The following is a 20,576-nucleotide window of genomic DNA, read 5'->3' as shown; positions in this document are numbered from 1 at the left end:
GCGCCAGCTGGTTGGCCTGGCGGGCGTTGTCGGCGTTCTGCTTCACGGTGGAGGTCAGCTCCTCCATCGAGGCGGCGGTTTCCTCCAGCGAGGCGGCCTGCTGCTCGGTGCGGCGCGACAGATCGTCGTTGCCGGCGGCGATCTCGCTGGCGGCGGCGTTGATGTGGCCTGCGGCCTGCTGGATGCCGGAGACGATCCCGGTGAGCTGGGCGACGGTGGCGTTGGCATCGTCGCGCATGCGCGCGAACACGCCGCGGAAGTCGCCGTCCATTCGCGCGGTGAGGTCGCCGTCCGAGAGCGCGCGCAGCACCGCCGACACCTGCTCGACGCTGCCGGAGATGGCCACCAGCAGGTCATTCATCTGGCCCGACAGCTGCAGCAGGAAGCCGTGCTTGCCCTCCAGCGGAATCCGCCCGGACAGGTCGCCATCGACGGCATTGCGGATGATGTCGCTGACCTCCCGCTCGACCCGCACCTCCTCGGTGCGGTCGTCCCACTCCACCACGTAGCCGACGCGCTGCCCCTGCTCATCGGTGACCGGGTTGATGATCTGGCGCAGGATGTGGTTGCCCACGGTGATCTGGGCGTGATGGGTGCCGTGCAGTCCGGCCAGGAGCCCGCGCTGGTGCGCGGGGTGCTTGTGGAAGATATCGATGTTGCTGCCGATCATGGTCTTGAGATCGAACTGCGGCAGGTCGCGGCGCAGGTCCTGCTCCGCCTCGCCCAGCATCTTCATCAGCGGACGGTTGCCGTAGATGATGTTGAGGTCGGCATCGGCGATCATCACGCTGGTGCTGACTTCGTCCAGCGCGGTGCGGATGCGCAGGTCCTCCGCCGCCCGCGCGCGATCCTGCTCGGAGCGCGCCTTCAGCTGTTCGACCATCCGCCGCTGGGCCTGCAGCAGGCGGCCCAGCTCGTTGTTGCCGACCTGCGGAATCTGGGTATCCAGCCGGCCGTCGGCCACGTCGCCCGACACCCGCACCGCTTCCGCCAGCGGCCGCAGCACCAGCTGGCGCAGCACCAGGTAGAGGCCGGCGCACAGCGCCACCGCGGCCAGCAGGCCGATCAGCACCACCAGCACCAGCTGCGAGCGCGCCTGTGCGGTCAGCAGCGCGCGCGGCACCAGCACGCCAAGCGCGAAGCGGCGGTTGCTCTCGCCCACGCGCAGCGGCGCATAGACCTTCACCATGCCCTGTGCGTCGGCTTTGAAGTCGGTATAGAGCTTGTCCTCGGCGGTGGCCGCCAGGATTGCGCGCGTCGTCGCATCCTCGCGCTTCTTGCCGATATGGGCGGCGTCGGGCGATGCCACCACCGTGCCCATCGGCGACAGCAGTTCGGCGCGCCCCTCGCCCAGCGGGCGCAGCTGCGCGACCCGCTGCTGCAGGGTGGACAGCTCGAAGTCGGAAGTCACCACGCCCAGCACCCGGTCGCCGTCCATGATCGGGATTGCGATCGTGGTCAGCATCAGGGTCTTGCCGCCCACCTGGTACGGGTACGGCTCGATGATCACCGGCCGCTTCAGCGTCTTGGGGGTGACGTACCATTCGCCGAGCTTCGGGTCCTCGTAGTCGCGCAGCGGCTCGCCCACCACCTTGCCATCGACCCGCGCGTAGTAGCTCATGAAGCGGCCGGTGGCGTCGTGCATCGGCGCATCCACGAATTCCGCGTCCTTGCCGTCGAAGGCATCGGGTTCGAACAGCACGCACATGCCGGCGCGCTCCGGGTGCATCGCGACCTGTTGCTTGAAGGTCTCGTCGATCACCGCGCGGCTGACCTGGCCGCGCTGGGTCTTCAGGTTCTCGGCGAGGGTCTGCACGGCGTCGTAGGACTGGCTCATCTCCACCGCGACGCGCTGGGTTTCGTACTGGGCGAGGTTCTCCAGCGCCCCCTGCGCCGACGCCAGCAGCGCGCGGCTGCTCTTCCAGTAGCTCACCGCGGCGGTCAACCCGAACGCGGCGATGGCGATCAGGGCCACCCCCAGCATCAGGCGGGTGGCAACGCTGCCGCTGCGGGAAGCGGGGGATCTGGACATGGCATGGACCTGCGCAGATTGTGGACGCCGGGCCCCGAAACCATCCGCGCGGCCCGCGTAACCGCCGTGACCGACCGCACAGGGCAGCGCGGCCCGATCCGCTCCCTGGCCACGTCAACGGCAGCGACCCGGTCTTCTTGACGGCTGTCCGCGGCGTCAGCGCGCCCGGCAGCCGCCCAGCAGGTCCCGCTCGGGGCGGTACACGGACGTCCGCACGTCGAACACCCCCAGCACGGTCGAGAACAGGTGGTCGTGGCTGGCCGGCCGCTTCGCCGCGTCGCGCAGGCAGGCCGGGTCCAGCCGGTCGCCGGCGACGAACGCGGGCGACATCCACAGCGTCATCGGCACGTGCAACTGGGGTTTCGGTGCGATGGCATACGGCGCGCCGTGCAGGAACAACCCGTACTCGCCCAGCGATTCGCCGTGGTCGGACACGTACAGCATCGCCGCGTCGTGGCCCCGCTGCTGCGCCAGCAGGTCGATCAGCCGGCCCAGCACCGCATCCGAATAGAGGATCGCGTTGTCGTAGGCGTTGACGATTTCCTGCCGCGTGCAGCGCCCCAGCTCGGCGCTGCGGCAGACCGGCGTCCAGCGTTCGAACTGCGGCGGATAGCGTTCGAAGTAGTTGGGCCCATGGTTGCCCAGCATGTGCAGCACGATCAGGGCATCGCCCGGGACGGCGTCGATCCGGGCCTGCAGGCCGGACAGCAGGATCTCGTCGAAGCACCGCCCGTCCGCGCACAGCGCCGGGGCATCGGCCGGCCCCATCGTTTCCGAGTGCTGGCGGTTGCAGATGCCCTTACAGCCGGACTGGTTGTCGCGCCACAGCACGCCCACGCCGGCGCGGGCGGCGACGTCGAGCAGGGATTCGTGGCCGCGGATGGCGTCGCGGTCGTAGCGTTCGCGCCCGAACGGCGAGAACATGCAGGGCAGCGAGACTTCGGTACTGGTCCCGCAGGCGGTCACGTCGGGGAAATTGACGACCCCGCGCGCGGCCAGCTCCGGGGTGGTCTGGCGGACGTAGCCGTTCAGCCCCCAGTGGTCGCCGCGCACCGTTTCGCCGACCACCAGCACCAGCAGCCGGGGCCTGCGCGCCAGCGCCTCCGGCGGACGGCGCGCATCGGCGCCGACCACCTGCAGCGGACCGCGCGTCTTTGAGGGCTTCAATACCCGCACCAGCGAGACGATGTAGTTGCCCGGGGTGATCCGGTAGCGCAACGCGGGGTCGCTGCGCATCAGCGAGAACACGCCCTGCGAAGACACCCCTAGCGCACCGGCGGCCAGCAGCGCCATCGCCAGCAGGAAGCCGGCCCGGCGCAGCAGCCCGCGCCGCCAGCCAAGCGCCGGCAGCGGGCGGGTCAACAGCACCGCCGCCGCCGGCAGCACGCCCAGCAGCAGCGCATGCAGCAGCATCCGTCCCGACACCAGTTCGCGGCTTTCCGCCAGATCGGTGTGCAGGACGTTGCGGATCATTTCCGGATCCAGCACCACCGCGTAGCGGCTCATGTACCAGTGGGCGAACGCGCTCACCAACAGCAGCAGCGCCAGCAGCGGCCGCGCCAGCCTGCCCCAGCACAGCAGCCCGAACAGCAGGGCGTGCAGGGCGAACACCGCCACGCCCAGCGACAGCAGCACCCGCAGCGAGCCGCTGCCGGCCTGCACGGCGCCCCACAGCGGGCCGTTGAGCGCAAGCGCGAGCCAGGCGCTGGCCAGCGCGGCCAGCGCTTCCGTGGACACGCGCGGCCGCCACCAGTGGCCATCGGCGAGGGTGCGCGTACGCATGTCCCTGAGGAAATCCTTCACGCCCGTCTCCGCCTGCTGCCAATGCACCGTGGATGGGGCGCGACGCTACCATCCACGCCACCCCGCGCCCAGCCCGGCGCGTGGGAAGCCGGCCGGAGCCTGCGGCGGGGTTTACGCCGGACGCCGTCGCGGCGCGCCCGGCGCCCGACCCAGCGGGCGCACCGCCGGCCGGATCGGCGCTGCCGCGCCGGCACGCGTCACCAGATCACGACCTTCTGGTCGTCCCCGCGCACCATCGCGTCGCCGGCCTTGCAGCCGAACGCGCTGGCGAAGGCCGGCAGGTTGGACGGCGCGCCGATGGCGCGGAAGTTGGCCGGCGCATGCGGGTCGGTGGTCAGGCGCACCTTCAGCTCTTCCGGGGTGAAGTTGCGGCGCCACACCGTGCCCCAGTTCAGGAAGAAGCGCTGGTCGCGGGTCAGGCCGTCGGTCTTCGGGTCGTCCTTGCCTTCGGTGGCCTTGCGCATGGCGTCGTAGGCGGTGGCCAGGCCGCCCAGGTCGGCGATGTTCTCGCCCAGGGTCAGCTTGCCGTTGACGTACTGGCCGGGACCGGCCAGGTAGCCGTTGAACTGCGCGATCAGCTTGTCGGTCCGGCTGGAGAAGCCCTTGGCATCCTCCGGGCTCCACCAGTTCTCGAACTTGCCGGTGGCGCCGAAGCGGCTGCCCTGGTCGTCGTAACCGTGGGTCATCTCGTGGCCGATCACCGCGCCGATGCCGCCGTAGTTGGTGGCGTCGTCCGCGGCCGGATCGAAGAACGGCGGCTGCAGGATGGCGGCCGGGAACACGATCTCGTTCTGCAGCGGGTTGTAGTAGGCGTTGACCGTCTGCGGGCTCATGCCCCATTCGGTCTTGTCCACCGGCTTGCCGATCTTGCCCAGCATCCACTGGTAATTGAAGGCATTGGCCGCCAGCACGTTGCCGATGTAGCTGTCGCGGCTGGTGGCCAGCCCGCTCCAGTCGCGCCACTTGTCCGGGTAGCCGATCTTGGGCGTGAAGCTCGCCCATTTCTCCATCGCCTTGGCCTTGGTGGCATCGCTCATCCACGCCAACCCGCCGATGCGCACCTTGAGCGCCTCCGACAGGTTCTTCACCAGTTCCTGCATGCGCGCCTTGGCTTCCGGCGAGAACGCGACGTCGACGTAGATCTGCCCCAGCGCCTCACCGGCGCTGGCATTCAGGGTATCCAGCACGCGCTTGCCGCGCGCCTTGATCTCCTTCTGGCCGCGCATGGCCTTGCCGTAGAAATCGAAGTGCTCGTTGGCAAACGCATCGGAAAGGTACGGCGAAGCGCCATCCACGGTATGGAAGCGCAGGTAGCTCTGCCACTGCGCGGCCGGCACCTCGGCCAGCATCTTGCTGACCTCCTGGTGGAAGGCGGGGATGGCCAGCGAGAACATCTTCGGCGCCGCGATGCCCTGCGCCTCGAAGAACTTCGTCCACGGGAAGTTGGGGGTCAGCTTGTCGGCGTCGGCCGGGCTGACCGGGTTGTAGTACAGCGAGACGTCGCGCGACATCTCCTCGCTGGACTTGGACACCTCGGCCAGCCGGGTTTCGAACGCCACCACGTCCTTGGCCTGGCTCGCGGCGTCGGCGGCCGGTACGCCGGACAGCTCCAGCACCTTGGCGACGTGGGCCTGGTAGGCGGCGAGCTTGTCGGCCTTGTCCTTGTCGAAGTAGTAACCGCGGTCGGGCAGGCCCAGCCCGCCCTGGGCGGCATAGGCGATGTTCATCGACGGATCGTTGAAATCCGCCTCGGGGCCGAAGCCGAACAGCAGGTTCTCGCCCTTGGCGGCGCTGCTGCGCAGGTAATCGGCGATCTTGTCCTGGCTGTCGAGGGCGGCGATCGCATCCAGCCGCGACTGCAGCGGGGCGATGCCCTGGGCGTTGATCTTCGCCTCGTCCATGCCGGCGGCCCAGAAGTCACCGACGATCTTGTCGATGCCGCTGGCGTTGGCCTTGGCTGCGGCCTGTTCGGCCAGCTGGCGTTGTACCGCCTGCGACCGTTCGTCCAGCATCTCGAACGCGCCCCAACTGGTGCGGTCGCCAGGAATCGCGTTGGCCGCCAGCCACTTGCCGTTGACGTAGCCACCGAAGTCCGCGCACGCATTCAGCGCGGGATCGAGGTCGGCGGGCAGGAAACGGTTGACCGGCGGCAGCTTGGATTCGTCCAAGGTGTAGGCAGCAGCGTCGGTCTTGGCGGCGCCCGCGCCGGCGTTGGCGGCCGGTTCGGCCGGTTTCTGGCAGGCGCCCAGCGCCGTGGCGATGGCGAGGGACAGCAGCAGGGACTTCGGGGTATTCACGGCGGGCGGCTCCGGAGAGGCGGGAATGAAAAAAAGACGCGGCACCCGGCCGCGTCTTCGGACTGTATCGGCTGCCCCGCGCGCGGGAGGGTGCCGGAGGTCATGGCCGCCGGCACCGCCCGGGTCAGGGTGAAAAGCGCGGATCGGTCAGCTTCATCTCGGTCACCGGGCCGTAGCCCTGCATCACCGTGCGGATCTTCGCCGCATCGCCGATCGCCACGATCACCAGGTCGCCGCTGGCCGGGAACACCGCGCGCGCGGCGGCCACCTGCGCCGGCGTGGCCGCAGCCACCTGGCCCAGGTAGCCGTCGATGTAGTCGCGGCTGTCGCCGTACAGCGCCAGCCAGGCGATGGCACTGGCAAGCTGCGGCGCGGTCTCCATGCTCGGCGCGAATTGCCCGGCGATGTAGTTGCGGGCCGACTGCAGGGTAGCGGCGTCCAGGCCGTCGCGGTGCAGGCGGTCGAGGGTGGCGATGGCCAGGTCGATCGCCGCCTTGGTCGAGTCGGTCTTGGTGAAGCTGGTGATCTGCGCCGCGCCCGGCAGGCGCGGACGCTCGATCCGCGAGCCGGCGCCGTAGGTCAGGCCGGACTTCACCCGCAGCTCGGTGTTGAGCATGGAGGTGAAGCGGCCGCCGAACGCGGTCTGCACCAGGTCCTGCGCGGCGCGCGCGGGGTCGTTGCGGGAGCTGCCGACGTTGCCCAGCGCGAAGTAGGTCTGGGTGGCGCCGGGCTTGTCCACCAGCAGCACGCGGCGGCCGGATTCCTTCGCCTTGGCCGCGACCTGCGGCAGCGCGCCCTGCGCCTTCGCCCAGCCGCCGAATGCCTGCTTCACCTGCGCGGTGACGGCGGCGGGGTCGAAGTCGCCGGCAATCGAGATGATCAGCCGGTCGCCGCCCATCTGCTGGCGGCGGAATGCCTGCAGGTCGCCCAGGGTGATCGCGGCCAGGCTGGTCTCGTCGCCACCGGTCGGACGGCCGTAGGGATGGCCGCGGAACAGCCAAGCGCCGGCATACAGACCGATCAGCTGGCGCGGGTCGGAATCCTTGGCCGTCGCTATCCCGTCGATGGCGCGCTTGCGCAGCTTGTCGAACTCGGCCGGCTCCATCGTCGGCCGCAGCAGCGCATCGGCCAGCAGCGACAGCATCAGCCCGGTGTCCTTCGACAGGAACTGCGCGTTGGCGCTGATCGCCTCGGCCGAACTGCCGAAGTTCAGGCTGCCGCCGGCGCCGTCCACGGCCTGCGCGAACGCCAGTGCGTTGCGGCTGCCCGCGCCCTTGGACAGCATCTCCGCCAGTAGGTCGGCGCTGCCTTCCTTGCCGGCCGGGTCGGCCAGTGCGCCGCCGCGGACCAGCGCGGTGGCGGCCACCATCGGCACGTCCTTGCGCGGGGTCAGCAGCAGGGTGGCGCCGTTGTCCAGCTGCACGGTCTGGTAGTCCGGCAACCGGATGTCAGCGGCCGTTGCGCTGCCGAAGGCGAGAGCGGCCAGCGCCGCGAAGACGAAACGCAGGCGGTTCATCGTGCGCCCTCCTTGTTGGCCGCGGGGGCGGCGACGGGTTGCAGCAGGCCGGTGGTGCGGTTCTGCTTGCGCAGGATCGTCGCGGCCAGCGCCTGCACCTGGGCAGCGGTGACCGCCTCGAAGGCGGCGGGTTCGTCGAAGGCCTTGCGGTAGTCGCCCTCGAACACCTCGGCGGTGCCCAGCGCGCGCGCCTTGCCGTTGATGGTGGCCATGCCGCGCCAGAATGCGGAGAGCTTGAGGTTGCGGGCCTTGTCCAGCTCGGCCGCGGTCACGCCGTCGCGGGCGATCTTCGCCAGTTCCTCGTCCAGCAGCGCCTCGGCCTTCGCCAGGTCGCCGCCGGGCGGCAGCATCGCGTAGATCCACAGCAGGCCGGGGTCGAAGCCGGCCTCGGCAAACGCGCCTGCGCCGACGGCCGCCTGCTCGCGCTCCACCAGCCGCTGGTGCAGGCGCGAGGACTGGCCCTGGGCGAGGATGGTGGTCAGCAGCTCCAGCACCGGATAGTCCTTGCTTCCCGCGCCTATGCCGCTGTGGAAGGCATAGGCGACGATGGGCGACTGCGCGTCCGCGCGCTCCACCACGATGCGGCGCTCGCCCAGCTGTTCGGGTTCAATGGTCGTGACCGGGGTCGGTTCCGGCTGCCGCGGCAGCGCGGCCAGGTACTGGTCGGCCAGCGCGAACACCTGCGCGGGTTCCACGTCGCCCGCCACCACCAGCACCGCGTTGTTCGGCGCGTAGTAGGTCTTGAAGAACTGCTTGAGGTCTTCGATCTTCCAGCGCTCGATGTCGCTGGGCCAGCCGATGGTGGGGATCTGGTAGGGATGGGCGACGTAGGCAGTGGCCTGCATCTGCTCCATCAGCGTGCCCATGTTGTCGTTGTCCACGCTGGAGCGACGCTCGCTGTAGACCACGCCGCGCTCGCTCTCCACCACCTTGGGATCGAACGACAGGTTGGCCATGCGGTCGCCCTCGAGGTCGAAGATCGCCTCCAGCGCGCTGCTCGGGAACCAGTCGGTGTAGATGGTCAAATCATTACTGGTGCTGGCGTTGTTGCTGCCGCCGGCGGCCTCCATGGTGCGGTCGAAGTCGCCCGGCGCACGGCGGGTGGTGCCGTTGAACATCATGTGCTCGAAGAAGTGCGCCAGCCCGGTGATGCCCGCGCGCTCGTTGCGACTGCCGACCTTGTAGAAGGTGTAGTAGTTCGCGTTGGGGATGTCGTGGTCCGGCCAGACGATGATCTTCAGGCCGTTGGCCAGTGTCTTGCTGGCGATGGCCTCGCTGCCGGGCACTGCGGCCGCGGCCGCAGGCTTGGCAGCCGGCGTGGCGGCCGGAACGGCGGAAGCCGCGGTGCCCAGTGCGAGCGCACAGGCGATGGAAAGCAGACGCATGGGTGGTTTCCCGTTTTGCAGGCGGCATACATTGCCGCACCCGCGCACGCATCGCCATCTGCCGGAAGTGGGGGTGGCTGGGTTAACCTGCGGCAAAGCAACGGAACGGACAAGCGCATGCGCGTGCATTTCCACGGAGCGGCCGGAGAAGTCACCGGCTCGATGCATCTGGTCGAAGCCGCAGGCCGGCGCATCCTGATCGACTGCGGGCTGGTCCAGGGCAGCCCGGAAGCCGACGCACGCAACTTCGCGCCGTTCCCGTTCGACCCCGCCAGCATCGATGCGCTGATCCTCAGCCACGGCCACATCGACCACGTCGGCCGGGTGCCGCGACTGACCCTGTCCGGCTTCGACGGCCCGATCTATGCGCAGGCGGCCACCGTCGACCTGCTGCCGATCATGCTGATGGACTCGGCCACGCTGCAGGAAAACGACGCCGAGCGCAGCAACCGCAAGCGCAAGCCGGGCCAGCCCAAGGCGATGCCGCTGTACACCCGCGAGGACGTGCGCGGCGCGCTCTCGCAGCTGCGTCCCCTTCCCTACGCCGCACGCACCGAACTGTTCCCGGGCGTGGAAATCGCCTTCCGCGACGCCGGCCACATCCTCGGCTCCAGCATCGTAGAACTGTGGGCCGACGGCAGGAAGCTGGTCTTTTCCGGCGACCTAGGCATGCGCAACGCGCCGATCCTGCGCGACCCGGTGCAGATCGCCGAAGCCGACCTGCTGCTGCTGGAATCCACTTACGGCAACCGCAACCACCGCGAGCGCGACGCCACCGTGCGCGAGCTTGGCGAGATCTTCGAGGCGACCTGGCGCGACGGCGGCAACGTGCTGATCCCGGCATTCGCAGTGGGGCGCACGCAGGAGCTGCTGTACTGGTTCGCCCGCCACTGGAAAGACTGGGACATGTCGCGCTGGCGGATCTTCCTCGACAGCCCGATGGCCTCGAAAGTGGTGCAGGTCTACGACCGCCACCACGCCCTGTTCGACGCCGAAGCGCGCGAAGTCTGGCGCGGCACGCCCAACCCGTTCCGTCTCCCGAACCTGCGCGTGACCGAAACCGCGGAGGAATCGATGGCGATCAACCGCATCCACGGCGGCGCCATAGTGATAGCCGGCAATGGCATGGCTAGCGGCGGCCGCATCCTCCACCACATGCGCCAGTGCCTGCCCAAGCGGCAGACACGGATGGTGTTCGTCGGCTTCCAGGCCGAGGGCACCATCGGCCGGCGGCTGGTGGACGGCGCGCGCTGGGTGCGCATCCATGGCTACGACGTACGCGTGAATGCCCATCGGCACACGGTGGGCGGACTGTCCGCGCATGCCGACCAGCATGGGCTGCTGGACTGGTACGCCGGCTTCAGCACGCCGCCACCGGTGGCGCTGGTGCACGGCGAGGACCTCGCGCGCGAGGCGCTGGCCGGCGAGATCCACGAAGCCCACGGGGTGCAGGCGGTGCTGGCGCGGCCGGGAATGCAGCTGGACGTCTGAGCAACGCGGCGCGACTTCAGCGCGGATCGATGACTTCCGGGGTGCCGCGGTCAGCTTCCTCGTCGCTGCGCTCGCGGGCAGTGCGCGCCAGCGCGACGTACCGGGCGCGGAACACGTCCAGCTCGCGCTCTTCCAGCTCTTCCAGGTCCAGCAGCGCGTTGTGGGCGCCGCGGGTGGCGCGGATGAGTTCGTCCAGCTTGAGCTGGATGGCCTCGGTATCGCGGTTCTGCGAATTCTGGATCAGGAACACCATCAGGAAGGTGACGATGGTGGTGCCGGTGTTGATCACCAGCTGCCAGGTGTCGCTGAAGCCGAACAGCGGTCCGGTGAGGATCCAGGCCAGCACCACCAGCACCGCCAGCGCGAATCCCAGCGGCCGGCCGGCGGCAGCGAGGCCCACTTGGCGAGGCGGCTGAAGAGATGGGAGGGCGACATCGGGGCGGTCCTCGCAGGAATGGCGCGAGTATGCCCCCGGCGGGTCAGGCGTTGTATTCCACTTCGCCGTACAGGTCGTGCTCGTCGCTGCCCATGATCCGCACCATGGCGAAATCGCCGGGCTGCAGGCCGGCCTCGCGGCCGTCCTGCACCTGCACCAGGCCGTCGATCTCCGGCGCGTCGGCCATGGAGCGGGCGATGGCCAGCTCGCCGTCGATGGCGTCCACCAGCACCTGCTGCACGCTGCCCACCTTGGCCGCCAGCCGCGCTTCGGAGATCGCCGCCTGCCGCGCCATGAAGCGGGTCAGGCGCTCCTGCTTCACGTCTTCCGGCACGGGATCCGGCAGCGCGTTGGCCTGGGCGCCGGTAACCGGCGAATAGGCGAACGCGCCGACGCGGTCCAGCTGCGCTTCGTCGAGGAAGTCCAGCAACTCCTCGAACTCCTGCTCGGTCTCGCCAGGAAAACCCACGATGAAGGTGCTGCGCAGGGTCAGGTCCGGGCAGATCGCGCGCCAGCGCTGGATGCGCTCCAGCGTCTTGTCCACCGCGCCGGGCCGCTTCATCAGCTTGAGGATGCGCGGACTGGCGTGCTGGAACGGGATGTCCAGGTACGGCAGCAGCTTGCCGTCCGCCATCAGCGGAATCACGTCGTCCACGTGCGGGTACGGATACACGTAGTGCAGGCGCGTCCACACGCCGAGTTCGGACAGGCCTTCGCACAGCGCCTTCATCCGCGTCTCGTAGACATTGCTGCCCCACAGCCGCGGCGCGTACTTCAGGTCGACGCCGTAGGCGCTGGTGTCCTGCGAGACCACCAGCAATTCCTTCACTCCGCCGCGCACCAGCTTCTCGGCTTCGCGCAGCACTTCGTCCACCGGGCGCGAGACCAGGTCGCCGCGCATGGACGGGATGATGCAGAAGCTGCAGCGGTGGTTGCAGCCTTCGGAAATCTTCAGGTACGCGTAGTGCTTCGGGGTCAGCTTCAACCCGTAGTCCGGCAGCAGGTCCACGAAGGGGTTGTGCGTCGGCGGCACTGCCGCGTGCACCGCATCCATCACGCTGGCATAGTCCTGCGGGCCGCTGATCGACAGCACGCCCGGATGCGCCTCGCGGATCACGTCCGCGCGCTTGCCCAGGCAGCCGGTGACGATGACCTTGCCGTTCTCGGCCATGGCCTCGCCGATCGCATCCAGCGATTCGGCCACCGCGGAATCGATGAAGCCGCAGGTGTTGACCACCACCACGTCGGCGTCGTCGTAGGTCTGCACCAGATCGTAGCCCTCCCCCCGCAGCTGGGTAAGGATGCGCTCAGAGTCCACCAGCGCCTTGGGGCAGCCGAGGCTGACGAAGCCGACTTTGGGATTGGCGAGCGCGGGGGTCGGGGGCATGGACATGGTGGACGGTGGCTGGCGGGGGCCCGCCGGGGGCCGCGTAGTATACCGGCGGGGGGCTGGCGGCCCGCCCCCACAGGCGTACTATCCCGGCAAGCGGACGGAGCCGATCCCATGAGCGAGTGGATGTCCCTGGAAACCCCGAGCGGCCGCATCCGCGGCTGGCTCGCGACACCCCACGTACCGCCGCGCGGCGCGCTGGTGGTGGTGCAGGAAATCTTCGGCGTGAACGCCCACATCCGCAGCGTCTGCACCACCTTCGCCGAGCATGGCTACGTGGCGATGGCGCCGGCGTTCTTCGACCACTTCGAGCACGACGTGCAGCTGCGCTACGACCCGGAGGGCGTTGCGCGCGGGCGCGAGCTGGTGGAGAAGCTGGGCTTCGAGCGCGCGCTGGAAGACGTGAAGGCCGCCGCCGCCCAGCTGCAGGAATACGGCAAGGTCGGCGTGGTCGGCTACTGCTGGGGCGGCACCGTGGCCTACCTGGCCAACACCCGGTTGTCGCTGCCGGCGGTCAGTTATTACGGCGCGCGCACCGTGCCGTTCCTGGACGAACAGCTGGATGCGCCGATGATGTTCCACTTCGGCGAAAACGATCCCAGCATCCCGCAGACCGACGTCGAGCTGCACCGGCAGCGCCATCCCGAGGCCGACATCCACGTCTATCCCGCCGGCCACGGCTTCAACTGCGACCAGCGCGACGACTTCCACCGGCCCAGTGCGGAGCTTGCACTGGAGCGGACGCTGGGCCTGTTCCGCCGGGCGCTGCGCCCGGCCTACTGAGCCGAGGACGCCATGACACCTTCCCAGCCCGCCACGCGCTACGAACTGCACCCCCAGCTGGCCGACGACACCGCCCCGGTCTGCGACCTGTCGGTCTGCGAGGTCCGGCTGATGGACGATGCCAACCATCCGTGGCTGGTGCTGGTACCGAAGCTGGCGGGCGCGGTGGAGATCATCGACCTGTCGCCGGCGCAGCGCACACAGCTCAGCACCGACATCGACGCCGCGGCGCGCGCGCTGAAGGCGCTGTTCAAGCCGCACAAGCTCAACGTGGCCGCACTTGGCAACCAGGTGCCGCAACTCCACGTCCACGTCATCGCCCGCTACACGGATGACATCGCCTGGCCACGCCCGGTCTGGGGCGCGGCCAACGCGCGGCCGTACGCGCCGGAGGAACTGATCGAGCGGGTCAGCGCGCTGCGCGCGGCGCTGGCGCGGTAGCCGCCGCCACCCGCGGAATCCCCGGGTTGCCGCGTATCGCTCAGGTGCGCGGCAAGGTGACGCCGGTCTGGCCCTGGTACTTGCCGCCGCGGTCCTTGTAACTGGTCGCGCAGACGTCGTCGGCATCCGACTGGAAGAACAGCATCTGCGCCACCCCTTCGCCGGCGTAGATGCGCGCGGGCAGCGGCGTGGTGTTGCTGAACTCGAGGGTGACGTGGCCTTCCCACTCCGGCTCCAGCGGCGTCACGTTGACGATGATACCGCAACGCGCATAGGTGCTCTTGCCCAGGCACACCACCAGGGTGTCGCGCGGGATGCGGAAGTACTCGACGGTGCGCGCCAGCGCGAAGGAATTGGGCGGGATGATGCATTCGTCGCCGACGATATCCACGAAGCTCTTCGGGTCGAAATGCTTGGGATCGACGATCGTCGAGTTGATGTTGGTGAACACCTTGAACTCGCGCGAGCAGCGCACGTCGTAGCCGTAGCTCGAGGTGCCGTAGCTGACGATGCGCTGGCCGTCGGCGGCCTGCTTCACCTGGCCCGGTTCGTACGGCTCGATCATGCCGTGCTGCTCGGCCATGCGGCGGATCCAGCGGTCGCTCTTGATGCTCATGCGGTTCGGTCCCGGTGCGGAACCGGCGAGTTTAAGGCAAGCGGGGCGGATCCATCCCGCCGGGCGTTCGCGGGCTCGCGGCTGCGCCGCTCGACAAGGCACCCCCGGCCCGGCGGCCTGCAGGCCGCCGGGCGTTCGCAGGCTCGCGGCTGCGCCGCTCGAAAAGGCACCCCCGGCCCGGCGGCCTGCATGCCGCCGTGCGTTCGCGGGCTCGCGGCTGCGCCGCTCGAAAGCCCCGCTCACCCCAGCAGCGAGGCCATGATGCCGGTGCGCACCTTGGGTCGCTTGTCCAGTTCGGCCAGCAACGTCCGTGCGGCCGCGCGGTAGGCCTGCGCCGCCGCGGAATCCGGCTGCGCGGCCACGATCGGGGTGCCGGCATCGCCCTGTTCGCGGATGCCGATCTCCAGCGGCAGCGCCCCCAGCTGCACCACGCCGTACTGTTCGGCCATCTTGCGGCCACCGCCCTCGCCGAAGATGCGCTCGGCATGGCCGCAACTGGTGCAGACGTGCACCGCCATGTTCTCGATCAGCCCCAGCACCGGGATGTTCACTTTCTCGAACATCCGCAGCGCCTTGCGCGCGTCGAGCGTGGCGATGTCCTGTGGCGTGGTGACGATCACCGCACCCGCCACCGGGATCTTCTGCGCCATGGTCAGCTGGATGTCGCCGGTGCCCGGCGGCAGGTCCACCACCAGCACGTCCAGGTCGCCCCAGCGCGTGTCGTTGAGCAATTGGCTCAGCGCCTGCGTGGCCATCGGCCCGCGCCAGATCATCGGCGTGTCCTGGTCCACCAGCAGCCCGATCGACATCGCCTCCACCCCGTGCACCTGCATCGGCGTGATGGTCTTGCCGTCGGGGCTGTCCGGACGGCCGGACAGCCCCAGCATCATCGGCACGCTGGGGCCGTACACGTCGGCGTCGAGAATGCCGACCTTCAGCCCTTCCGCGGCCAGTGCCAGCGCCAGGTTCACCGCGGTGGTGGACTTGCCCACCCCGCCCTTGCCAGAGCCCACGGCGATGATGTTGCGGACGTTGGCGAGCGGTTTCAGCTCGCCTTGGACGGCATGGGAAGGCAGGCGGGACATGGCGGAAGGACGCATGGGGGGTTTGCGTCGATTCTAGCGAAGCCGCCCTGGCCCGCCCTTGACCCGCATCAGTGGGGGCAGCTGCGGACTAGGACCGCAGAGGAGGCATGCGGGCGCGCTCGCTGGCGCTGAATGTCACAACGGACGGGAAACAGTCAATACCAGACGGGACCGTACGTTCAGGGGGCGGATGTTAACCGGCTGTTACGGTTCGGGCCCTCCGGATGACCGGAGATGCAAGCCCCTGCGTTCGTCCCACACAAGTTCAAAGATCGAAGAAGATCAAAGGAAGCCCCCATGTTTGTTCGTCAACGCCACATCCTCCGCAGCCCGCTGACGCTTGCGCTTGCCGCAGCGCTGGCCCTGCCCGCCGTCGCCGCCGCCCAGCAGAGCGACGAGAAAGCCAAGGATCTGGACAAGGTGGTCGTCACCGGTTCGCTGATTCCGCAGACCGCCGTCGAGACCTTCGTCCCGGTCACCATCATTTCCGCCGAGGACATCCAGGCCCGCGGCTTCAACAACGTCGCTGAAGTGCTGCAGAAGAGCAGCTTCGCCACCGGCGGCGTGCAGAACAACCAGAGCTCGGCCTCGTTCACCCAGGGCGCCGAGACGCTAAGCCTGTTCGGCCTGTCCGCCAGCTACGTGAAGTACCTGATCGACGGCCGCCCGATGGCCAACTATCCGGCGCTGTACAACGGCTCGGACGTGTTCAACAACATCAGCGGCATCCCGGTCGAGCTGGTCGAGCGCATCGAGATCCTGCCGGGCGGCCAGTCCTCCCTGTACGGCTCCGATGCCATTGCCGGCGTGGTCAACATCATCCTGAAGAAGAACGTGGACGGGAGCGTGCTCAGCGCGCGGATCGGCGGCTTCGACCAGGGCGGCGGCGAGAGCGGCCGCCTGAGCTTTGCCACCAGTGTCAGCAACGCCGACGGCCGCTGGAACACCCTGCTGGGCGTGCAGGCGGAGAAGGCCGACCCGGTGTGGGCCCACCAGCGCGACCTGACCTCGCAGTTCAACCAGAACGCCTACAACGGCGCGCCGGCCCTGGCCAGCCGCGACTGGATGATCTTCGATGAGCTGAACGGCGGCTACGTGTTCCTCGATCCGGCCAACTGCGCCAACGTGACCGGCGGTTTCGACGGGACCGTGGGCAAGCGCACCCGCATCGGCTCCGGCGACTACTGCGGCTCGTTCCAGACCCCGGGCTACCGCACCCTGAAGAACGAAAAGGAAGGCGCGCAGGTGTATGCGCACTCCACCTTCGAGCTGACCGACCTGGCGCAGGCCTACGCCGACGTGCTGGTGAGCCACGAGCGGGTCAAGTACAACATCGGCTCCGGCTACCAGTGGTGGGGCACCGGCGTGAAGTGGGGCGCGTTCTACGACCCCAATCTGGACACCCTGGTGAACCTGCAGCGCGCGTTCACCCCCGAGGACATGGGCGGCTGGGAAAACGGCATGAGCGAGAACCGCAGCACTTCCTACGCGGTCACCCTCGGCGTGAACGGCACCCTCAGCGAGGACTCGAACTGGGACTACGACGTCAGCCTGACCCGCACCCAGTACAAGCTGACCGAGACCGAGCTGGCCCGCCTGTCGTCGATCGACGACTTCTTCCAGGAGCGCGTGCTGGGCCAGCAGCAGGGCTGGGATCCGATCTTCGACGCCTATCCGGTGTTCACCCCGGACTACGCGGCGTTCTACCAGCTGCTGTCGCCGGCGGACTTCTACAGCTTCATGGGCAAGACCAACTCGCACAGCCGCACCTACGACAACATGCTGCGCGCCCAGTTCACCAACGGCAGCCTGTTCTCGCTGCCGGGCGGTGACGCCGGCGCGGCGATCGCGGTGGAAGCCGGCACCCAGGGCTGGGCCTACACGCCCGACGCCCTGCTGCTGAACGGCGGCGTCTGGGGCACCAAGGCGGTCAGCGGCAAGGGCCAGCGCTCGCGCTACGCGGCGACTGGCGAACTGCGCCTGCCGGTGTGGGACCAGCTGACCGTGTCGGCCTCGGCCCGCTACGACGGCTTCCGCGCCGCCGGCCGCACCATCGACAAGCCCACCTACAGCCTGGGCCTGGAGTACCGTCCGCTCGAGTCGCTGCTGCTGCGCGGCAAGTACGGCACCGCCTTCAAGGCACCCACCCTGGCCGACCAGTTCCAGGGCGTGAGCGGCTTCTACGGCTACAGCGTGGACTACTACAACTGCGCCCTGCTCGGCTTCGACGCCGGCGAAGTGGCTGACTGCCCGCAGCAGTACGCCGACCTGCAGTACGAAGGCGAGCAGTCCGGCAACCCGGACCTGAAGCCGATCAACGCGACCGTGTGGAGCTACGGCGTGGTGTGGGCGCCGACCGCCAAGTTCTCGCTGAGCGCCGACTACCACCACTGGAACATCCGCAACGAGGTCGAGCTGCAGAACGTCGACCAGCTGATGCGCGATGAAGCCAACTGCCGCCTCGGCACGCTGGACATCAACTCCGGCACCTGCCAGGCCGCGCTGGCCCAGGTCACCCGCGCCGCCAACGGCGACGTGCAGAAGATCTTCCTGAGCAAGATCAACGTGGCGAAGGAAACCCTGGACGCGGTGACGGTGGACGCCAACTACCGCCAGGACCTGGGCGCCTGGGGCGCGCTGACCCTGGCCGGCTCGTGGACCCGCAACCTCAAGCACGAGATCCAGACCTACCCGAGCGACCCGGTGGTCGACGCGCTGAGCGACCCGTACTGGAGCACCGACGCCAAGTACAAGGCGAACGCCTCGGCCAGCTGGAACAAGGACCGCTGGACCACCACCGTCTACGCCAACTACCTCGGCCCGACCCCGAACTACCGCGCCACGCTGGACCCGGCCGGCTACGCGTTCGCCGGTGCCGGCCGCCTGGGTTCGTACACCACGGTCAACGCCAGCGTGAACTTCGACGCCACCGACGCGCTGAAGCTCTCGTTCCTGGTCAACAACCTGGGCAACCGCATCCCCGACATGGACGTCCGTTCCTACCCGGGCACCAGCGGCGAGCCGTACAACAGCGCCAACTTCGACATCCTGGGCCGCGCCTACTACCTCGAAGCCCGCTGGAGCTTCGGAAAGAAGTAAGCAACACGCAACGCAGCACCGGAAACCCCGCCGCAAGGCGGGGTTTTCTTTTGTACGTCCCCGCGACTGGACGTGCCCACCGCCCACGTGTAAATGTTCGGCAATTTTCCAGGGGCCGACCCACACATGAAACGCATTGCACGACATCCGCTCACCGCCGCACTGCTGCTGTCCGGTGCTACCCTCGCCAACGCCCAGACGCCCATTCCGATCGACGCGCTGGCGAAGGTCCCCGACATCCAGTCGGTCACCATGAGCGCCGACGGCAAGAACCTGGTGGCGATCGTCGCCACGCCGGGCTCGAACAACCAGGACACCGCGCTGGCGACCTGGGATCTGGACAACCTCGACGCGGGTTCCAAGGTCACCCCTTCCGGCGACCGCATGAAATTCATCGCCGCCAACGCGATGAAGGCCAACCGCGTGCTGGTGATCGGCCGCCAGGAGTGGACCGGCCAGCTGGGCGGCTGCGGCGAGGGCAGCACCAATGGCGCCACCAAGACGTTCGTGTCGAAGGCGTACATGACCGACACCACGCAGAAGAAGTTCGACGAAGCGTTTGCGGACAACACCCGCAAGCTGGGGGTCAGTGAGGAAATCCAGCGCTGCCTCGAGATCGCCGGCACCTCCGCGCTGGTGAACACGCTGCCGCTCGACCCGGACAACGTGATCATCCGCCAGACCAGCGGCGTGTCGCTGAGCAGCAACTACTACCTGTACAACCTGCGCAGCGGCGAAACCAAGCTGCTGTTCAAGGCAGGCGGGCGCGCCACCCCCGGCCTGTTCAATCCGCGCAACGGCGAGCTGCTGACCAAGAGCCAGCTGGAACCCATCGGTCCGGGCGAGTACGAACAGCGCATCCTGATCCGCAACCCGAAGACCGGCGAGTTCGACATCCACCCGCTGCTGACCACCAAGCTGAGCGAGCGCTACACCGTCGACATCGCCGGGATCGACGAGGAAACCGGCAAGTACTACGTGCTGACCGACCTGTGGTCGGACCGGGTGCAGGCCTGGATGTACGACCCGGTGGCCCAGAAGTTCGACAATGAACCGCTGCTCGCGCATCCGACGTTTTCAATTGGCGGCCTGATCCAGGGCACCCAGCCCGGCAACTTCAACAAGATCCTCGGTTATGTCGTGGACGGTCCCCAGCGCGAGGTCACCTACGTCGAGCCGCAGATGGCGGCCATCCACGCCATGCTCAAGCAGGCGTTCCCGGGCCAGAACGTGGGCATCAGCGGCTACAACGACGGCCTGTCGCGCGTGCTGTTCAGCACCTCCAGCGCACAGGCCGCGCCCTCCTACCACGTGCTGCTGAACCGCAAGCAGGTGGTGAGCCTGGGTGGACAGCGCCCGTGGATCGACGGCAAGCAGATCGGCGAACAGCGCTGGGTGAACTATCCGGCCCGCGACGGCCTCAGCATTCCCGCGATCCTCGATCTGCCCGCGGGGTGGAAGCCCGCCGACGGCCCGCTTCCGACCATCATCCATCCGCACGGCGGCCCTTGGGCCCGCGACTACGCCGGCTGGGACGGCTCCGGCTGGGTCCCGTTCCTGACCTCGCGCGGCTATGCCGTGCTGCGTCCGCAATACCGTGGCTCCACCGACCTTGGCCGCAAGCTCTGGCTGGCGGGCGATGCCCAGTGGGGCGAGAAGATGCAGGACGACAAGGACGACGGGGCCGCCTGGCTGGTCAAGGAAGGCATCGCCGATCCGAAGCGGGTGGCGATCTTCGGCTATTCGTACGGCGGATTCGCCGCCGCAGCCGCCGCGGTCCGTCCGAACAGCCCCTACCAGTGCGCGATTTCCGGTGCACCGGTCACCGACCTGGCCAAGATTGGCATGAGCTGGAGCGACAACCGCCTGCAGCGGATCCTGCAGGGCAACACCGTCAAGGGCATGGACCCCATGCAGAACACCGCCAAGGCCAACATCCCGGTGCTCCTGTACGTGGGCGACCGCGACGTGCGCACCCCCGCGTTCCATGCCCGCGGCTTCTTCAATGCCATCAAGGGCACGGTGCCGGCGAAGTTCGAGCTGATCCCCGACATGCCGCACAGCATGCCCTGGTACCCGCGCCACCAGCAGGTCACCCTGGACCTGATCGAGAACTTCCTGAAGACGGAGTGCTTCGCGAAGAACTGAAGGCACGGCAAGCGCAAATCGCGAAAGCCCGGTCGGGATGCCGACCGGGCTTTT

At 68.6% G+C, this 20,576-nt stretch carries 12 protein-coding genes and 2 pseudogenes; 5 read left to right on the top strand and 9 right to left on the bottom strand.

Annotated features, from left to right (window positions below; translation table 11 throughout):
- Window positions 1-268 precede the first annotated feature (268 nt).
- The 5 genes and pseudogenes from SPK54_RS06225 to SPK54_RS06205 form a co-directional block, all read right to left on the bottom strand.
- Window positions 269-1,984 (bottom strand): annotated as a pseudogene (locus SPK54_RS06225) (cache domain-containing protein); the annotation flags it as partial.
- 204 nt (window positions 1,985-2,188) lie between these two features.
- A complete protein-coding gene (locus SPK54_RS06220) occupies window positions 2,189-3,814 on the bottom strand; it encodes a phosphoethanolamine--lipid A transferase (protein WP_330947056.1) in 1,626 nt (541 codons plus the stop codon).
- A 218-nt stretch (window positions 3,815-4,032) separates the two neighbouring features.
- Window positions 4,033-6,114 carry a M13-type metalloendopeptidase gene (locus SPK54_RS06215; protein WP_330947063.1) on the bottom strand — a complete coding sequence of 694 codons (2,082 nt, stop codon included), beginning with the start codon at window positions 6,112-6,114 and terminating at the stop codon, window positions 4,033-4,035.
- A gap of 142 nt (window positions 6,115-6,256) precedes the next feature.
- On the bottom strand, window positions 6,257-7,648 hold the full coding sequence (locus tag SPK54_RS06210) for a pitrilysin family protein (protein WP_330947055.1): 1,392 nt from the start codon (window positions 7,646-7,648) through the stop codon (window positions 6,257-6,259).
- Window positions 7,645-9,033: a pitrilysin family protein gene (locus SPK54_RS06205; RefSeq protein WP_330947054.1), complete on the bottom strand. Its 1,389-nt coding sequence runs from the start codon at window positions 9,031-9,033 to the stop codon at window positions 7,645-7,647. Before SPK54_RS06205 ends, SPK54_RS06210 begins: the two co-directional genes overlap by 4 nt.
- A 117-nt stretch (window positions 9,034-9,150) precedes the next feature.
- Here SPK54_RS06205 and SPK54_RS06200 point away from each other — a divergent pair, with 117 nt between their 5' ends.
- Window positions 9,151-10,524, top strand: coding sequence for an MBL fold metallo-hydrolase (locus SPK54_RS06200; protein WP_330947053.1), 1,374 nt, complete (start codon window positions 9,151-9,153; stop codon window positions 10,522-10,524).
- Between the two features lie 16 nt (window positions 10,525-10,540).
- Here SPK54_RS06200 and SPK54_RS06195 read toward each other — a convergent pair.
- Both SPK54_RS06195 and rimO read right to left on the bottom strand, forming a co-directional pair.
- Window positions 10,541-10,959 (bottom strand): annotated as a pseudogene (locus SPK54_RS06195) (low affinity iron permease family protein).
- 44 nt (window positions 10,960-11,003) lie between these two features.
- Window positions 11,004-12,347, bottom strand: a complete 1,344-nt coding sequence (gene rimO, locus SPK54_RS06190; RefSeq protein ID WP_330947062.1) for a 30S ribosomal protein S12 methylthiotransferase RimO — start codon at window positions 12,345-12,347, stop codon at window positions 11,004-11,006.
- 117 nt (window positions 12,348-12,464) lie between these two features.
- Between rimO and SPK54_RS06185 the strand changes: the two genes are divergently transcribed.
- On the top strand, window positions 12,465-13,133 hold the full coding sequence (locus tag SPK54_RS06185; protein ID WP_330947052.1) for a dienelactone hydrolase family protein: 669 nt from the start codon (window positions 12,465-12,467) through the stop codon (window positions 13,131-13,133).
- A 12-nt stretch (window positions 13,134-13,145) separates the two neighbouring features.
- The gene (locus SPK54_RS06180; protein WP_330947051.1) at window positions 13,146-13,574 is read left to right on the top strand and encodes an HIT family protein; all 429 of its coding nucleotides are present in this window, start codon (window positions 13,146-13,148) and stop codon (window positions 13,572-13,574) included.
- Between the two features lie 40 nt (window positions 13,575-13,614).
- Here the strand turns inward: SPK54_RS06180 and dcd are convergent, their stop codons facing one another.
- Both dcd and apbC read right to left on the bottom strand, forming a co-directional pair.
- Window positions 13,615-14,190: a dCTP deaminase gene (gene dcd, locus SPK54_RS06175; RefSeq protein ID WP_330947050.1), complete on the bottom strand. Its 576-nt coding sequence runs from the start codon at window positions 14,188-14,190 to the stop codon at window positions 13,615-13,617.
- Between the two features lie 239 nt (window positions 14,191-14,429).
- Complete coding sequence (apbC, locus tag SPK54_RS06170; protein ID WP_330947049.1) at window positions 14,430-15,275, bottom strand: iron-sulfur cluster carrier protein ApbC; 846 nt, start codon at window positions 15,273-15,275, stop codon at window positions 14,430-14,432.
- A gap of 297 nt (window positions 15,276-15,572) precedes the next feature.
- On the opposite strand from apbC, the gene SPK54_RS06165 reads away from it, so the two are divergent.
- Both SPK54_RS06165 and SPK54_RS06160 read left to right on the top strand, forming a co-directional pair.
- On the top strand, window positions 15,573-18,374 hold the full coding sequence (locus SPK54_RS06165) for a TonB-dependent receptor (RefSeq protein ID WP_330947048.1): 2,802 nt from the start codon (window positions 15,573-15,575) through the stop codon (window positions 18,372-18,374).
- Between the two features lie 126 nt (window positions 18,375-18,500).
- Complete coding sequence (locus SPK54_RS06160) at window positions 18,501-20,522, top strand: prolyl oligopeptidase family serine peptidase (protein ID WP_330947047.1); 2,022 nt, start codon at window positions 18,501-18,503, stop codon at window positions 20,520-20,522.
- Window positions 20,523-20,576 lie beyond the last annotated feature (54 nt).

It is taken from the genome of Thermomonas sp. LB-4 (genome assembly GCF_036409385.1).
GTDB lineage: Bacteria > Pseudomonadota > Gammaproteobacteria > Xanthomonadales > Xanthomonadaceae > Thermomonas.
The sequence above is the reverse complement of the archived record's forward strand: the minus strand, read 5'-3'. Positions and strand labels throughout refer to the sequence as shown.

What these genes read in the sequence shown, in the direction of transcription:
- SPK54_RS06220 (WP_330947056.1), bottom strand. Translation starts at nt 3,814, where the DNA reads ATGCGTACGCGCACCCTCGCCGATGGCCACTGGTGGCGGCCGCGCGTG.
- SPK54_RS06210 (WP_330947055.1), bottom strand. Translation starts at nt 7,648, where the DNA reads ATGAACCGCCTGCGTTTCGTCTTCGCGGCGCTGGCCGCTCTCGCCTTC.
- SPK54_RS06205 (WP_330947054.1), bottom strand. Translation starts at nt 9,033, where the DNA reads ATGCGTCTGCTTTCCATCGCCTGTGCGCTCGCACTGGGCACCGCGGCT.
- SPK54_RS06200 (WP_330947053.1), top strand. Translation starts at nt 9,151, where the DNA reads ATGCGCGTGCATTTCCACGGAGCGGCCGGAGAAGTCACCGGCTCGATG.
- rimO (WP_330947062.1), bottom strand. Translation starts at nt 12,347, where the DNA reads ATGCCCCCGACCCCCGCGCTCGCCAATCCCAAAGTCGGCTTCGTCAGC.
- SPK54_RS06185 (WP_330947052.1), top strand. Translation starts at nt 12,465, where the DNA reads ATGAGCGAGTGGATGTCCCTGGAAACCCCGAGCGGCCGCATCCGCGGC.
- SPK54_RS06180 (WP_330947051.1), top strand. Translation starts at nt 13,146, where the DNA reads ATGACACCTTCCCAGCCCGCCACGCGCTACGAACTGCACCCCCAGCTG.
- dcd (WP_330947050.1), bottom strand. Translation starts at nt 14,190, where the DNA reads ATGAGCATCAAGAGCGACCGCTGGATCCGCCGCATGGCCGAGCAGCAC.
- apbC (WP_330947049.1), bottom strand. Translation starts at nt 15,275, where the DNA reads ATGTCCCGCCTGCCTTCCCATGCCGTCCAAGGCGAGCTGAAACCGCTC.
- SPK54_RS06165 (WP_330947048.1), top strand. Translation starts at nt 15,573, where the DNA reads ATGTTTGTTCGTCAACGCCACATCCTCCGCAGCCCGCTGACGCTTGCG.
- SPK54_RS06160 (WP_330947047.1), top strand. Translation starts at nt 18,501, where the DNA reads ATGAAACGCATTGCACGACATCCGCTCACCGCCGCACTGCTGCTGTCC.